Here is a 14,429-nt window from a genome sequence, read left to right on the forward strand (position 1 = left end):
ATTAATATAGCTATTTACCTCAATAACAAGAATGAAAACCGACCTTTATAAATAACAGTTTTAACTTCTAAAAACACCATACCCAAGGCGCATTAATGCCTTTCTTAAAGCTATATCTTTAATACATTGCGTTTTTTTATCAACATTTTTAAGAACTTCTGGTTCTAAAGAATTAAAATTAACATTACACATATTAGATGATATAGATCTTTGTATAACACGTATCTGGTCAATAGCACGAAAACCAAAAAAACCATTAACACGTTCAATAATTTGTTTTTTTGAATGCATCAAAAATAGAACACGAGACCTCTCACAATAAATGGTCAGGATACCACCACTCAATTTCTTATTCAAGCTAACTCTTTCATTGCCACGATTTCGATGTAACCAAATTATTTTTTCTGGCCTACAATAGTTCGAAAGATCAGAACCAATAATATTATCCCATGATCTAATAAACGATGTATCTATTCCTCCTTTACGAGTCAACAAAGGATCAATTAAACTGTTAGCAACCTCAGAAAGATGTTTCATGTATGGAATTTCTTATCTGCTATACCGAACGATCTCGTGTAAAAGTTTTTAAAACTATGTGGATTATAGGCAAAAAAAGAGCATATATTACCCGGGCCAATGCATCAACACTTCGAAAAATATATGCTGGAATCCTTTTCAAAGGATAAAACTTCTGTTTAGAACTAATATCAAAAATCCTGCTATGTATTGCCTGTTCACTAGGAAAAATAAAATCAGAATACACAACATAAACTATTGTCCTATAAAACCAAGTTAATTCCAGCATCATATCATAGGGCAAACACATTGGCTTAAGACGCCGCAGCAATTTAATGGCACTATTTCGAGTGACTAAATATGCAGCAGAAGAACCATGTGGTCCATGGAGACAATAGCCCAAATAATCTCCCATATCAGTCTTAGTTGCCGGGATAAAGCCTACCTTTCTGTGATTGCGTATTTTTATAACATCAGCGTACGGAACAGCTTTTAAGATAGACTTGCAACGTTGCAACAAATCTTTAGGAAGCAATACATCATCTTCAAGAATAAGAGCGGCTTCATGTCCATCAGAAACAAATTTCTCTAAGGCTGCAACATGACTATAATAACAACCATACTCTCCAGGCATTAATTTGCGACCATTTATAAGAGAGAATATCCAATAACTGAAATTATAACGCTCTTCACTGGAAACTCTATATCCATTTAAAGCAGGGATCCTTATAATCTCGAGAGATATCAACTTCGAATTCTCTTCAATATTACATCGACGTACCTTTGAATCTTCTAGGTTAATATAATAAGCTACTATATTCACGATATCCCTTTTAAGGTATTTTTTATGGCAGGAAAACAGCTTTTAATATTCAAAGTTAAAATCTTTTATATAATAAAAAAATAGGCTCAAAGTATATGCTACAATCAAATTGTACAGAAATACAAAATTATATCCTCAATTGGTATGACATTTATCATCGTAAGCTACCATGGAGGATATCTCCTAGCAATACTAACTTAGAAAAAACTCCTGATCCTTATAAAATATGGCTTTCTGAAATAATGCTACAGCAAACAACCGTTACAACGGCGAAACCTTATTTCATAAAATTCATTGAAAAATGGCCCACAATAAATGACCTTGCTTCTGCAACAAATGAAGAAATATTAGTTGCTTGGGCAGGACTTGGTTATTACACACGGGCACGAAATTTAAAAAAATGCGCTGAAATCATAATAGATAAGTACAGAGGAAAATTTCCCGACACAGAAGTATCTTTAAAATGCCTGCCTGGTATAGGAGAGTATACTGCTGCAGCTATTGCAGCTATTGCTTTTGGTCATCCAGCACTTGTAATAGATGGCAATATTGAGCGCGTCATATCAAGATTTTTTGCAATAAATGAGCCTTCTCCTACTTCTAAGGGATCAGTAAAAAAGCACCTTCAAACAATACTCCCAAAATCTAGACCAGGTGACTTTTCTCAAGCTCTGATGGATATAGGATCCCTCATTTGTATGCCAAAGAAAACATTATGTACAATATGTCCTATCAAAAGAGATTGTGTAGCTTTCTCTCAAGGAAAACCTGAATTCTTCCCTGTAAAATCTGAAAAGAAAAAGAAACCTTTACGTGTCGGCGCCATTTTTTTAGCAGTAACATCTAACAATGATATCCTTCTTAGAAAACGAACAACAGGAACTCTTCTGGCTGGAATGACTGAACTTCCAACAAGTAACTGGACATCTAAAAATGATGGAGAAACGAGTTCTGAAGCTGCACCTTTCTTTGCAGAATGGCATTTATGTAATAATATAACGCATATTTTTACTCACTTTAAGCTCACATTATCTGTCTGGAAAACCCATATACCTCAAAAAATTATTCTTTCAGGAAGCTGGTGGTGCCCGATAGAAAATCTCAATGAAGAAGCATTACCAATGGTGATGAAAAAAGCTCTTATTGCAGGGGGAATTAAATTAAGGCTTTAAATCTAATGAAAAGATAATTTCCGCAAAGTTGCTAATTTACCATTGAGCTACACTTTTTTCTTTATATGTTTAAATAATTGTGATCGCTTTAAAAACTCTAAAGTATTTCCTTAATCTTTGAAATGCTTTGACAATTTTAATTTTTGTGACTGGTAATAAGAACCTGAACTTACACCGTAAAGATGCTGCGGAGATTCCAACATGGCTTCATAAATAAGCCGCCCTACAATTTGACCATGTTCGAGGATAAAAGGAACTTGATGTGAGCGCATTTCCAACACAACCCTAGAGCTGACTCTTTCTGTTAAAGAGTACCCAAAACCAGGATCTAGAAAACCAGCATAATGTATCCTGAACTCTCCCATCAGAGGATCATAAGGTTTCATCTCAGCAGCATAAAAAGGAGGAATGCGTACTGCTTCTCTTGAAACTAAAATATAAAACTCATCTGGATCGAGTATCAGCTCACCCCTTGGATGAACATAAAGAGGATCCCAAAAATCCTGAATTCTATAGCTTTCCTTGAGATCAACATCAATAACTTCTGTATGATGTTTACCTCGATATCCTACATGCCTTTCTTTGTTGTGTCCCTCAAGATCGATAGAAAGAGCAATACCTCCTTCTGATATATTAACATTTGTGCTTTCAACCAAAACTTCATCAGCCTGCAGCTTCAATAACTCATCTTTATCAAGAATTCTATGATCTTGATGAAATCTAATTTGAGATAACCGTGATCCAAACCTTACAATTACTGGAAATGTTCTAGGAGAAATTTCCAAATAAAGAGGCCCATGATACCCTGCAGGAATTCTATCAAATTCTTGACTTCTATCACTTATTACACGAGTAAATATATCGAGTCGACCTGTAGAACTTTTAGGATTTATAGACGCTGAAATTTCACTGCCAAGCCTCAAACTTTCTATTAAAGGTATAATATATATACAATTTGTTTCCAATACAGCGCCATACGAAAGATCTATTTCATGCAACTTAAACAAATCTAATTTTTCATATACTGTATGAGAGCCCGGTAAAAAACTCGCACGTATTCTATAAGCTTTTGAAGAGAGTCTCAAATCAAGGCTAGCTGGTTGTACCTGATTAGGCTCCAGTGGTATTTCAGTTAATATTTTTCCTGACTCTAATAACCCCCAAATAGCCTTATCTGGTAACATTCCTCGTTTCTTTATCATCACCTTCTCTCTTGTATTCTTATTACTTCAGTTCACAAAACAAAAATTTTTAATACCATCTTTTAAAATGGCTCAATGTTTCAGTATCATTACAAGATATATTTAAAGAATTTAGACAGATATATACAAACTGTTATAAGTAATTCAATTTTTTATTTATAGAATGATGAAATATTCTTAAAATCAGCATTCAAATAATAAATAATTATTACCTAAAGTAATAGAGATTACAATGATCAATTTAATGAGCAGTAGCATCTTTAATGGTAGACCACATGACATATTTGTGTATCACAGCTTTATGTCTTCTTGAAAGAAAACGCCCTTTAATTTTTTTCAAGAATAATGAATTATTGAAACCAATTTCGTTATTGACACAGAAAGCTTTCTCTTCACTAACTATAACAATAATAGAGAAGCAATTAAAGCTAAAATATCTTATAAATATTGAAAGTAAGTAATCCTGGCTTCAATTTGATCAAAACAATCTTTATTTAGAAAGCTAAAAGATAAAAACCTTCTATTTGTTAAAAGAAATGCAATTAAATCCTTGATTTTTGTTTCTTTGTAATCTTAAATAGCCGACAATCAATTGACTAAAACAATTTTCTTATTTACACTGAATCTTCATTGAATTTCTACATTTTAGTGGTATTCAATGTAAATGACCATTTTTAAAATTTAAAACCTTTAAGAAGGGCCGCTTTTGCGGTATATAAAGCATAATGAAACGTACATTTAATCCCTCAAATGTTATACGTAAAAGACGTCACGGCTTCCGCACTCGAATGGCTACAGTTGGAGGACGAAAAGTAATTTCTGCTCGTAGAGCACGTGGACGCAAGCGTTTATCCGCTTAAAGACATTATTTGTTATTTAGAAGATTTTATCTAAATATGTTTTCAAATCAATTTTTGTTTGCTTTAGATTTTACTCTTATACAATGAGCGAAGAAGATAATAAAAAGCCTGTTGGTCGTCTTAAAAGTCGATCACAATTTCTCGTTGTAAGAAATGGAGAAAGAAGGAAAGGACCTCTCTTTCTTTTAGAAGTCTTAAATCGCAATGATGTTACTTTAATACCACGTATAGGTTTTACTGTAACAAAGAAACAAGGTGATGCTGTTAGACGTAATCGTATTCGTCGTAGATTGAAAGAAGCGGTTCGACTTAGTGCAAAGAAAATACTGAAACCTGGACATGATTATGTAATAATTGCTAAGCGTGATGTCCTTTTTGCTTCTTTTGAAGATCTTTGTACTCATTTTATTGAACGTGTTAATTAACAATCAGCAGAATAAAATCTATCCTAAGGAAGTTTTAATGGAAAGAAATGGAAATTATTTTTTAGCGATTATGTTATCAGTATTGATTGTATCCGCATGGCAATTTCTATATGTTAACCCTCGTATTGAAGCAATGAAAGAGGCCAAAAAATCTTTTCAAAAAGTAGATCAAGATTCCAAAAAAAATGATATAGAGTCTCATGCTCAAATGTCTCCAGCTGTTTTTGCAACAAGCCGTGAACAGGCTATTGCAACTTCACAACGAGTTGATATTGATACATCTGCTATTAAAGGATCAATTAATTTAAAAGGAGCACGATTTGATGACATTGGACTAAAAGAATATCATGTAGGAATAAACAAAGATAGTCCAATTATAACTCTCTTAAATCCTTCTAACGATGTAAATGGTTATTTTTCTGAAATAGGCTACTTATCAAGAACAAGCCCAGATCTGGTTCCAGGACCAGATAGTGTTTGGCAGCTTGTTTCCGGTAAAAAATTGACACCCTCAACCCCTATAACACTTGTTTTCAAAAATTCTAAAGGAACTACCTTTAAGCGTATCATATCTATAGATAAAAACTACATGTTTACAATAGTTGATACTATAACAAATAACAGTGCGGAACCTATAAAATTATCTTTGTATGGTAGAATAACACGTTATGAAGGAAAAACAGAAAATCCTGTTTATGTCTTACATGAAGGATTTATAGGTGTTCTTGATGATATGTCACTTATAGAAAAGAAATATACTGATATTAAAAAATCTAATACTATTGAAACTCACCATATTTTAAATGGCTGGTTAGGAATTACAGATAAATATTGGGCATCTATTCTTATTCCATCTAAAGATATAAACTTTGAAAGTCATTTCTCCTTCTTTTCTGATGGACAACCTCGCTATCAAGCTGATCTTAAAAGTCCTGAAATCACTATAGAATCTGGAAAGTCAGAACAGATTAAAAATCTCTTGTTTGCTGGTGCTAAAGAAGTTCCTGTCATTGATCAATACGAAAAAGAATTTTTTATCCCGCGTTTTGATAGATTGATAGACTGGGGATGGTTCTATTTTATTACCAAACCCATGTTTATGATGATGGATTATCTCTATCGTTTGGTAGGGAATTTTGGCTTAGCTATCATGCTAACAACTATTATTGTTAAACTTATTTTCTTCCCTCTTGCTAATAAACAATATGCATCTATGGCAAATATGAAAAATATACAGCCCAAAATAGATGAATTGCGCGAAATTTTTAAAGATGATCGCTTAGGTTTGCAAAAAGCAGTTATTGAGTTATATAAGAAAGAAAATATAAATCCATTAGCAGGATGTTGGCCAATGATACTTCAAATTCCTGTATTTTTTGCGATTTATAAAGTCATTTATATTACTATAGAAATGCGACATGCTCCATTTATAGGATGGATTCATGATCTTTCTGCTCCTGATCCAACGAATATTATTAATATATTTGGCCTTTTACCTTTTGAAGCACCAGCTATAGTTCATATTGGTGCTTGGCCATTAATAATGGGCCTTTCCATGTTCTTACAAATGCGAATGAATCCTCCTCCTCCTGACAAGACTCAAGCAATTATTTTTAATTGGATGCCAGTAGTATTTATATTTACTTTAGCAAGTTTTCCAGCTGGATTGGTAATTTATTGGGCTTGGAACAACACTCTATCAATTATTCAACAAGCTATAATTATGAAAAAACATGGCGTTAAAGTTGAGATTTTTAAAAACATAAGTTCTTTAGTTCAATATTTAAAGAAAAAATAGTTTTATTTGCTCTCTTATAAAAGAAGACATAATTACAAAAATGTTTATAGATTCTGATATATTTTTAAAGAAACATTGGATTTTTTTAAAAGGTGTTCCTGAAATAAGTCTTCTCCCTCAATCAGGACCTCCTGAGATAGCTTTTATTGGTCGTTCAAATGTTGGAAAATCTTCTCTTATTAATGCATTGATTAACCAAAAAGGATTAGCAAGAACTTCAAACGTGCCAGGTCGTACCCAAGAATTAAATTACTTTATACCAAGCGGATACTTGGAAAACAATAATGAATTCCCGCCATTAGCCATTGTTGACATGCCAGGGTATGGTTATATGGAAGCTCCAAAAGAAAAAGCTAATGTTTGGAAAAAATTAATTTTTCAATATTTTTATATTCGATCAACATTGAAACGTGTTTATCTTCTAATTGACAGTCGTCATGGAATTAAAAAAAATGATAAAGATACGTTCCTTTTACTCGACAAGGCAGCAATATCCTATCAAGTTATCCTTACAAAGATTGATAAAATTGATAAAGTTTCCATTCAAGATATATTAGAAAAAACTCAAAAAGCTATACTTAAACATCCAGCTTCATATCCTTTTGTATTAGCCACGTCTTCTGGAACTGGAAAAGGCCTTGAAATATTACGAAATGCCATTATTGAAACTGTAAATACATAAAAATCCGTTGGAATTATTATTCCTCATTTTTTGATGATAATCCAACCATTATTAGATAAAATGAACTCGTTTTGAGAAGTGTGGTTTCAAATGGAAGAACATGAAAGTCAGATTCAAGCACGTTTGCTAGCACAAGCGCTGCCTTTTATGCAACTTTATGAAAACAAAACTATTATTGTAAAATATGGCGGACATGCCATGGAGCAAGGAGAACTTAGAAAAGCTTTTGCCAGCGATATAGCTCTTTTAAAACAATCAGGAGTTAATCCTATTGTTGTCCACGGAGGCGGACCACAAATAGGTGCAGTTCTTCAGAAAATGGGAATTGAATCAAAATTTGAATCTGGACTACGTGTTACAGATCAAAAAACTGTAGAAATTGTTGAAATGGTACTCGCTGGTTCAATCAACAAAGAAATAGTAGCTCTTATTAATAGAACTGGTGAGTGGGCGATCGGTTTATGTGGCAAAGATGGTAATATGGTTTTTGCAGAAAAAGTTAAAAAAAATATTATAGATTCTTCTTCAAATCATCAAAAAGTCGTTGATTTAGGTTTCGTAGGTGAAGTTGTTGAAGTTGATAGAACTCTTCTAGATTTACTTGCGAAATCAGAAATGATTCCTGTAATAGCGCCTATCGCTCCTGGACGTGATGGTAACACTTACAATATAAATGCTGACACATTTGCCGGCGCTATTGCTGGAGCACTTAATGCTTCACGCCTTTTATTCTTAACTAATGTTCCGGGTGTTCTTGATAAAGATGGAAACCTTATCAAGAAATTATCAATATCCAAGGCTCGTTTGCTTATAGAAGATGGAACTATTTCTGAAGGAATGATTCCAAAAGTTGAAACATCTATTAAAGCTATTAAGGCTGGTGTAGAAGGAGTCGTTATTTTAAATGGCAAAACAGCTCACTCCATACTCTTAGAAATTTTTACTGAAAACGGAGCAGGAACCCTCTTGGTACCTTGAATTATTTTTCACGTTTTTATGATTTCTTTTTTATACGAAAATCCAATAAACAGAATGAGTTTTGATCTCATTCTTATATTTTTTATCTTAAATAAGATTTTCTTCTATCAAGCTTAAAATATTATTGAAAAAATTTAAGAAACGTTTACAATTTATTACTTATTGATGTAATCTCAGAAAAAAGAGCCTTATATCTGAGATATTTAAAATGTATTCATGATAATTAAATTTATAAAAGTCTTAAAGTTAAATGATTAAAAGAACATCTTTTTATTTATTTTTTAATTTACTATATGAAATAACCTTCTACATGTTATCTCTTTCTAAGACAGGGAGCTTTAATGTCAATACCAATGAGTACAACACAATCTATAGATATTCCTCAAAAAAAATCTTGGACGACTGAAGAAGCACGGGCTCTTTATAAAAGACCATTTAATGATCTGTTATTTCAATCTCATACTATCTATCGGGCCAACTTTGATTCAAACCGCGTACAACTTAGCACATTACTTAATATTAAAAATGGAGGATGTCCTGAAGATTGTGGCTACTGTAGCCAGTCTGCATATCATAATACGAACATAAAAGCCTCAAAACTCATTAAAACTGAACAGGCTGTCGAAAAAGCACGATTATCTAAAAAAAGTGGTGCTACCCGTTATTGTATGGGCGCTGCTTGGCGTAGTCCTAAACAAAGAGATATGGATGAACTTGTTTCTATGATACGAGGGGTAAAAGCTCTTGGTCTTGAAACATGTATGACTCTTGGTATGTTATCATTAGAACAAGCGCAAATTTTAGCTGAAGCTGGGCTTGATTACTATAATCATAATATTGATACCTCTGAACGATTTTATTCAGAAATTGTAACAACACATACTTTTCAAGATCGGCTAGAAACCCTTGAAAATGTCAACAAGGCAGGTATTAAAATCTGTTGCGGCGGTATCTTTGGACTGGGAGAAACTGTTGATGACCGCGTTGATATGTTAGTAACCCTTTCTAACTTAAAAAGTCCACCTGAAAGCGTACCTATTAACATGCTTATTCCAATTCCAGGCTCAAAACTAGAGAACGCGATACCCATTGATAATCTTGAGTTCGTTCGAATGATAGCTCTTACTCGCATTTTAATGCCAAAATCCTATGTACGCTTAGCGGCAGGACGTATTGCAATGTCAGATGAAATGCAAGCATTATGTTTTTTTGCAGGAACTAATTCAATTTTTGTTGGAGATAAACTTTTGACCACCGAAAATCCTGATGAAGACAAAGACATGAATCTTCTTCATCGTCTTGGAATAACTCCAGAATCCATAAATGACACTCAATCAACTTGTTCTTTATAACAAAAAACTGCAACAGCTCGAGAAGAAAGAACGTCTACGTATATTAACCAAAACAAAAGGGATTGATTTTACTTCAAATGACTATCTTTCTCTTGCAAGCTCAAAACGGTTAAATGACTGTATAATAGATGCACTCAACAGAGATGTTCCTATTGGTGCTGGAGGTTCTCGCCTCTTACGTGGTAATCATCATGAACATGAAACGTTAGAACATGAAGCTTCTGTATTTTTCGGATCAGAAAAAGTACTGTACTTCAGTAGCGGATATGTAGCAAATATAGCAGTTCTTTCAACACTTCCACAACCACAAGACATTATTTTCCATGATATTTTAGTCCATGCAAGTGCATATGCAGGAATGCAATCAGGAAAAGCAAAAACTATTCCTATACCTCATAATAACGTCAATGCTTTTGAAGACGCCATTAGCCAATGGCGCAAACGCGGAGGTAAAGGAACTCCTTGGATTGTTGTAGAAAGTCTCTATTCCATGGATGGTGACAAGGCGCCTTTGCATGATCTGTTAAAACTGGCCAATCAGTATAATGGCTTCCTTTTCATTGATGAAGCTCACGCTACTGGTATTTATGGTGCGAATGGTTATGGCTTTACAGAAGATCTTCACAGACATGAGAATGTTCTTGTACTTCACACTTGTGGAAAAGCCCTTGGTGTATCAGGCGCTCTTCTAGGCGCCAACAAATTACTATGTAACTATATCATTAATTATGCCAAACCTTTTATTTACACAACAGCTCCTTCTCCACTAGAAGCAAGAATTGTTCGTGAAGCATTAAAAATTGTAAAAGAAGAACCAGAGAGACGAGAAAAACTTCATGATCTCATTTCTTTCACAGATAGGCTTTTTAACAATATTTTCGGATTCTCAAGTGGTTCTCAAATTCAGCCTATCATTATTGGTAAAAATGATTATACAATACAGATTGCTCAACGTATGCAAAAAGAGGGTTTCGATGTTCGTGCTATTCGTCCACCTACAGTACCAATTGGAACTTCACGCTTGCGTATATCTATCACCTTAAACGTCAATACCGAAATAATTCAATTTTTTGTTGATCAGCTGAAGCAGATAATGTCAGAAATAATCTCATGAGTTTACGCCTTGTTATTACCGGAACAGATACAGATGTCGGAAAAACAGTTTTCTCAGCTGCTCTCGCTAATGCATTGGATTCTTACTATTGGAAACCAATCCAGGCAGGCCTTGATAGCGAAACTGACAGCGAAACTGTTCATCGTCTTGGTAAAATCCCATTAAAACGAATCCTACCTGAAGCCTGGCGACTAAAAACCCCTGCCGCACCTTATATATCTGCAATAATTGATGGATTAACGATTAATCCTCAAACTCTCCAACCACCTGAAGGAAAGTTTCCTCTCATTATTGAGGGTGCAGGCGGTCTTCTTGTACCTATCACACGACATAAGCTTTTTATTGATGTTTTTTCTCAATGGCAATGTCCTGTTATTTTATGTACACGTACAAGCCTTGGAACTATTAATCATACTTTATTGTCAATAGAAGCGATGCGTACCCGCAAGATTAAAATACTTGGAGTTGTATTTATTGGAGATGAACAGCCAGAAACAGAAAAAACGATCTCTGAAATAGGCTCTGTACACCATCTTGGAAGATTGCCAAAAATTTCTCCTCTAACACCTGATACACTTCATAAGAACTTTCACAAACATTTTGATGTTTCCTCTTTTACAAAAGATAGCACATGATATCCTTTCATCCACAGCGGTCACCAATATGGCATCCATTTACACAACACTTCCTACATCCAACATGGAAGAGAATTATCAGTACAAAAGATGCCTATCTTATTGACGAAGATGGTTTTTTAATTTTCGATGCAATCTCCTCGTGGTGGGTTATTACACATGGACATCGTCATCCAACTATTATGAATGCCATTCAAAATGCTTCTACATACTTCGATCAGATCATCTTTTCTGAATATACACACGAACCAGCAGAAAATCTTGCTCAAGGGCTGATTAGAATTGCTCCCCCAGGCCTTTCATATGTCTTCTTTTCTGATAGCGGCTCAACTTCAGTAGAGGTAGCTCTAAAAATGGCCCTGGGCTTTTTTTATAATAATGGTACAAAACGTACACAGATTATAGTTATGGAACATGGTTATCATGGTGATACAATTGGCACAATGTCAGCTGGAGCACATGGAGTTTTTAATACACCCTACGAACCTTTACTCTTCAATGTTAATACTATACCCTTTCCCTCTGCAGGACACGAACAAGATTCTCTTGATGCGCTTGAGAAGTTTTGTTGTAATGGCACAGCTGCAGCTTTTTTAATTGAACCATTAGTGCTTGGTGCTGGTGGTATGAAAATGTATCCACCTTACTTATTAAAAGAGTTTAGAAAAATTACACAACATTATGGAACGCTTTTGATTGCTGATGAAGTAATGACTGGTTGGGGAAGAACTGGAACCATATTTGCTTGTAATCATGTTAATGTAACACCAGATATCTTATGTATCTCTAAAGGTATTACAGGCGGAGCGCTTCCTTTAGCTGCAACTTTATGTTCTACTGAAATTTTCGATGCGCATGTATCTCCTGACCAGAGCCGGATGTTTTTTCATTCTAGCTCCTATACAGCCAATCCAATTGCTTGTGCAGCAGCTGTAGCTAATCTTAATATTTGGGAAAATGAACCTGTCATACAGCGTATTGCAGAATTAGAGAAAATGCATTCTAAAATATTGCCGCGATTCCAGTCAGATCAACGTTTTATTAATGTTCGACAAATGGGAACAATCGCTGCACTTGATCTTAATACCGAAAAAAAAGGTTATTTTTCAGATGTCGGATTAAAACTCCGCACTTTCTTTCGAAAAAAAAATCTTCTTATTCGTCCTCTTGGGAACATAATCTATTTAATGCCTCCTTATTGTACTACATTAGCCGAGCTTATTCAAACTTATGAAGCAATTAATGAAGCAGCTGATATCGTAGAGACTATTAAATGATGAAACCTTCTAGTCGTATTCTCGGATTTGGTCATTCTGTCCCTGAAAAATGTATTAACAATTCCGATATCGAATTACAATTAGGACTAAATTCTGGTTGGATAGAACGCAGAACTGGCATTCAGACACGATGGTGGGCATCCCCCAATGATACACTCACTGATCTTGCAGCAAGAGCTGCAGAAGAAGCTCTTAATGAGGCGAATATTCATAGTGATGAGATTACGCTGACAATCCTTGCGACCTCAACCCCTGATCAACTTTTACCACCATCAGCTCCTTTTCTTGCACACAAACTTGGACTTGTAAAATCAGGAGCTATTGATTTATCAGGAGCTTGCTCAGGATTTCTATATGGGCTAGTACTAGCTGATAGTTATGTAAAAACACATAACTCAGCAGCTCTTGTAGTTGCCGCGAATATCTTAAGTCGACGCATTAATATGAACGACAAAGATACTGCAATTATTTTTGGAGATGCCGCCGGTGCCATTATTCTAGCACCATCATCTAAACCAAAGGTTGGAGTTCTTGGTATCGAATTATCTTCAGATGGTAGTCAGTATGACTTAATAAAAATTCCTGCAGGCGGAAGTACCCGACCATTTAGCAAGGATATGCAACCTTACGAATCACTTATGACTGTACATAATGGACAAATGATATTTTCCAAAGCTGTAGAAATGATGGTTGAATCATCTAAAAAAGCTATGCAACAAGCTGGTCTCAACTCAAATAACATTGACCGTTTTATTCCACATCAAGCTAATGCCCGTATTATTAATACAGTCTGTAAACATCTGGATATTCCAAATGATAAGACTGTACAGACAATCCGAGAGTTTGGAAATTCTTCAGCGGCAACAATTCCTCTTTCTCTTTCATTATCTAACAAACAACGTCCATTTATTCCAGGAGAACGCTTACTCTTGGCTGCATCAGGAGCAGGAATGATAAGTGGAGCTGTCATTTTTGTTATTAACTGAATTAAATCGTATGTTCATTACCAGAAATCATGATATTACGACTTATTATCCTTTTAAACGAGGTTTGAGTTCTTAAAATAACCATTCACAAATTGATTATAGAAGTATTTTTTGAAATTAGCATCGGTTTAAAGAATTACCAGATGAACGTTAATATTTCCACGCGTTGCATTTGAGTACGGACAAACAATATGAGCACGATCTACTATTTTATGAGCGATATTGCGATCAAGTCCAGGTAAACTAATTTGCAGCTCTACTTCGATCCCAAAACCATTGGGAATTTCACCTATACCAACACTACCTCTTACACTCACATCAGTAGGAAGTGGAAGCTTGTCACGTTTAGAAACAAATTTCATTGCTCCCAAAAAACAAGCGCTATACCCTACAGCAAAAAGTTGCTCTGGATTCGTCCCTGAACCACCTTCTCCTCCTAATTCCTTAGGAGTAGAAAGATACACATCTAAATGACCATCATCGCTTATACCTCGACCATCACGACCACCGGTAACAACAGCAGAAGTTTTATAAATAATTTTCTCAACTTTCATTTTATTCTCCTTGTGCTACTCACATTTATATCTGGAATATTTGGCAAAATAGTGT

The 14,429-nt window shown here is 34.7% G+C and carries 15 protein-coding genes; 11 read left to right on the forward strand and 4 right to left on the reverse strand.

Going from position 1 to position 14,429, the window contains the following annotated elements:
• Positions 1-60: 60 nt before the first annotated feature.
• Both B488_RS06400 and B488_RS06405 read right to left on the reverse strand, forming a co-directional pair.
• On the reverse strand, positions 61-537 hold the full coding sequence (locus B488_RS06400) for a DUF721 domain-containing protein (protein WP_015273732.1): 477 nt from the start codon (positions 535-537) through the stop codon (positions 61-63).
• A 19-nt stretch (positions 538-556) separates the two neighbouring features.
• Positions 557-1,339, reverse strand: coding sequence for a glycosyltransferase family 25 protein (locus tag B488_RS06405; RefSeq protein WP_015273733.1), 783 nt, complete (start codon positions 1,337-1,339; stop codon positions 557-559).
• Positions 1,340-1,434: 95 nt separating this feature from the next.
• Between B488_RS06405 and mutY the strand changes: the two genes are divergently transcribed.
• Positions 1,435-2,511: an A/G-specific adenine glycosylase gene (gene mutY / locus B488_RS06410; protein WP_015273734.1), complete on the forward strand. Its 1,077-nt coding sequence runs from the start codon at positions 1,435-1,437 to the stop codon at positions 2,509-2,511.
• Positions 2,512-2,621: 110 nt separating this feature from the next.
• Here the strand turns inward: mutY and B488_RS06415 are convergent, their stop codons facing one another.
• Entirely contained in the window at positions 2,622-3,713 is a 1,092-nt protein-coding gene (locus B488_RS06415) for a 2'-deoxycytidine 5'-triphosphate deaminase (RefSeq protein WP_041770815.1), read from the reverse strand.
• Between the two features lie 725 nt (positions 3,714-4,438).
• Here B488_RS06415 and rpmH point away from each other — a divergent pair.
• The 10 genes from rpmH to B488_RS06465 all read left to right on the forward strand — a co-directional run bounded on the left by rpmH (position 4,439) and on the right by B488_RS06465 (position 13,820).
• Positions 4,439-4,573 carry a 50S ribosomal protein L34 gene (gene rpmH, locus B488_RS06420; RefSeq protein ID WP_015273736.1) on the forward strand — a complete coding sequence of 45 codons (135 nt, stop codon included), beginning with the start codon at positions 4,439-4,441 and terminating at the stop codon, positions 4,571-4,573.
• Positions 4,574-4,656: 83 nt separating this feature from the next.
• Positions 4,657-4,998, forward strand: a complete 342-nt coding sequence (rnpA, locus tag B488_RS06425) for a ribonuclease P protein component (protein ID WP_015273737.1) — start codon at positions 4,657-4,659, stop codon at positions 4,996-4,998.
• 37 nt (positions 4,999-5,035) lie between these two features.
• The gene (gene yidC / locus B488_RS06430) at positions 5,036-6,796 is read left to right on the forward strand and encodes a membrane protein insertase YidC (protein ID WP_015273738.1); all 1,761 of its coding nucleotides are present in this window, start codon (positions 5,036-5,038) and stop codon (positions 6,794-6,796) included.
• A gap of 40 nt (positions 6,797-6,836) precedes the next feature.
• Positions 6,837-7,478 carry a ribosome biogenesis GTP-binding protein YihA/YsxC gene (yihA, locus tag B488_RS06435; protein WP_015273739.1) on the forward strand — a complete coding sequence of 214 codons (642 nt, stop codon included), beginning with the start codon at positions 6,837-6,839 and terminating at the stop codon, positions 7,476-7,478.
• A gap of 90 nt (positions 7,479-7,568) precedes the next feature.
• Positions 7,569-8,456: an acetylglutamate kinase gene (gene argB, locus B488_RS06440; RefSeq protein ID WP_015273740.1), complete on the forward strand. Its 888-nt coding sequence runs from the start codon at positions 7,569-7,571 to the stop codon at positions 8,454-8,456.
• Positions 8,457-8,797: 341 nt separating this feature from the next.
• Positions 8,798-9,808, forward strand: a complete 1,011-nt coding sequence (gene bioB, locus B488_RS06445) for a biotin synthase BioB (protein ID WP_015273741.1) — start codon at positions 8,798-8,800, stop codon at positions 9,806-9,808.
• Complete coding sequence (locus B488_RS06450) at positions 9,780-10,922, forward strand: 8-amino-7-oxononanoate synthase (protein ID WP_015273742.1); 1,143 nt, start codon at positions 9,780-9,782, stop codon at positions 10,920-10,922. The genes bioB and B488_RS06450 overlap by 29 nt, the downstream gene beginning before the upstream one ends.
• Positions 10,919-11,557 carry a dethiobiotin synthase gene (gene bioD / locus B488_RS06455; RefSeq protein ID WP_015273743.1) on the forward strand — a complete coding sequence of 213 codons (639 nt, stop codon included), beginning with the start codon at positions 10,919-10,921 and terminating at the stop codon, positions 11,555-11,557. Before B488_RS06450 ends, bioD begins: the two co-directional genes overlap by 4 nt.
• Positions 11,554-12,834, forward strand: a complete 1,281-nt coding sequence (locus tag B488_RS06460) for an adenosylmethionine--8-amino-7-oxononanoate transaminase (RefSeq protein ID WP_015273744.1) — start codon at positions 11,554-11,556, stop codon at positions 12,832-12,834. Before bioD ends, B488_RS06460 begins: the two co-directional genes overlap by 4 nt.
• Positions 12,831-13,820, forward strand: coding sequence for a beta-ketoacyl-ACP synthase III (locus tag B488_RS06465; RefSeq protein ID WP_015273745.1), 990 nt, complete (start codon positions 12,831-12,833; stop codon positions 13,818-13,820). Before B488_RS06460 ends, B488_RS06465 begins: the two co-directional genes overlap by 4 nt.
• Before the next feature lie 128 nt (positions 13,821-13,948).
• Here the strand turns inward: B488_RS06465 and B488_RS06470 are convergent, their stop codons facing one another.
• Positions 13,949-14,374: an organic hydroperoxide resistance protein gene (locus tag B488_RS06470; protein ID WP_015273746.1), complete on the reverse strand. Its 426-nt coding sequence runs from the start codon at positions 14,372-14,374 to the stop codon at positions 13,949-13,951.
• Positions 14,375-14,429: the final 55 nt, after the last annotated feature.

Source organism: Liberibacter crescens BT-1 (assembly GCF_000325745.1).
Lineage (GTDB): Bacteria > Pseudomonadota > Alphaproteobacteria > Rhizobiales > Rhizobiaceae > Liberibacter > Liberibacter crescens.

What these genes read in the sequence shown, in the direction of transcription:
- B488_RS06400 (WP_015273732.1), bottom strand. Translation starts at nt 537, where the DNA reads ATGAAACATCTTTCTGAGGTTGCTAACAGTTTAATTGATCCTTTGTTG.
- mutY (WP_015273734.1), top strand. Translation starts at nt 1,435, where the DNA reads ATGCTACAATCAAATTGTACAGAAATACAAAATTATATCCTCAATTGG.
- B488_RS06415 (WP_041770815.1), bottom strand. Translation starts at nt 3,713, where the DNA reads ATGATAAAGAAACGAGGAATGTTACCAGATAAGGCTATTTGGGGGTTA.
- rpmH (WP_015273736.1), top strand. Translation starts at nt 4,439, where the DNA reads ATGAAACGTACATTTAATCCCTCAAATGTTATACGTAAAAGACGTCAC.
- rnpA (WP_015273737.1), top strand. Translation starts at nt 4,657, where the DNA reads ATGAGCGAAGAAGATAATAAAAAGCCTGTTGGTCGTCTTAAAAGTCGA.
- yidC (WP_015273738.1), top strand. Translation starts at nt 5,036, where the DNA reads ATGGAAAGAAATGGAAATTATTTTTTAGCGATTATGTTATCAGTATTG.
- yihA (WP_015273739.1), top strand. Translation starts at nt 6,837, where the DNA reads ATGTTTATAGATTCTGATATATTTTTAAAGAAACATTGGATTTTTTTA.
- argB (WP_015273740.1), top strand. Translation starts at nt 7,569, where the DNA reads ATGGAAGAACATGAAAGTCAGATTCAAGCACGTTTGCTAGCACAAGCG.
- bioB (WP_015273741.1), top strand. Translation starts at nt 8,798, where the DNA reads ATGTCAATACCAATGAGTACAACACAATCTATAGATATTCCTCAAAAA.
- B488_RS06450 (WP_015273742.1), top strand. Translation starts at nt 9,780, where the DNA reads ATGACACTCAATCAACTTGTTCTTTATAACAAAAAACTGCAACAGCTC.
- bioD (WP_015273743.1), top strand. Translation starts at nt 10,919, where the DNA reads ATGAGTTTACGCCTTGTTATTACCGGAACAGATACAGATGTCGGAAAA.
- B488_RS06460 (WP_015273744.1), top strand. Translation starts at nt 11,554, where the DNA reads ATGATATCCTTTCATCCACAGCGGTCACCAATATGGCATCCATTTACA.
- B488_RS06465 (WP_015273745.1), top strand. Translation starts at nt 12,831, where the DNA reads ATGATGAAACCTTCTAGTCGTATTCTCGGATTTGGTCATTCTGTCCCT.
- B488_RS06470 (WP_015273746.1), bottom strand. Translation starts at nt 14,374, where the DNA reads ATGAAAGTTGAGAAAATTATTTATAAAACTTCTGCTGTTGTTACCGGT.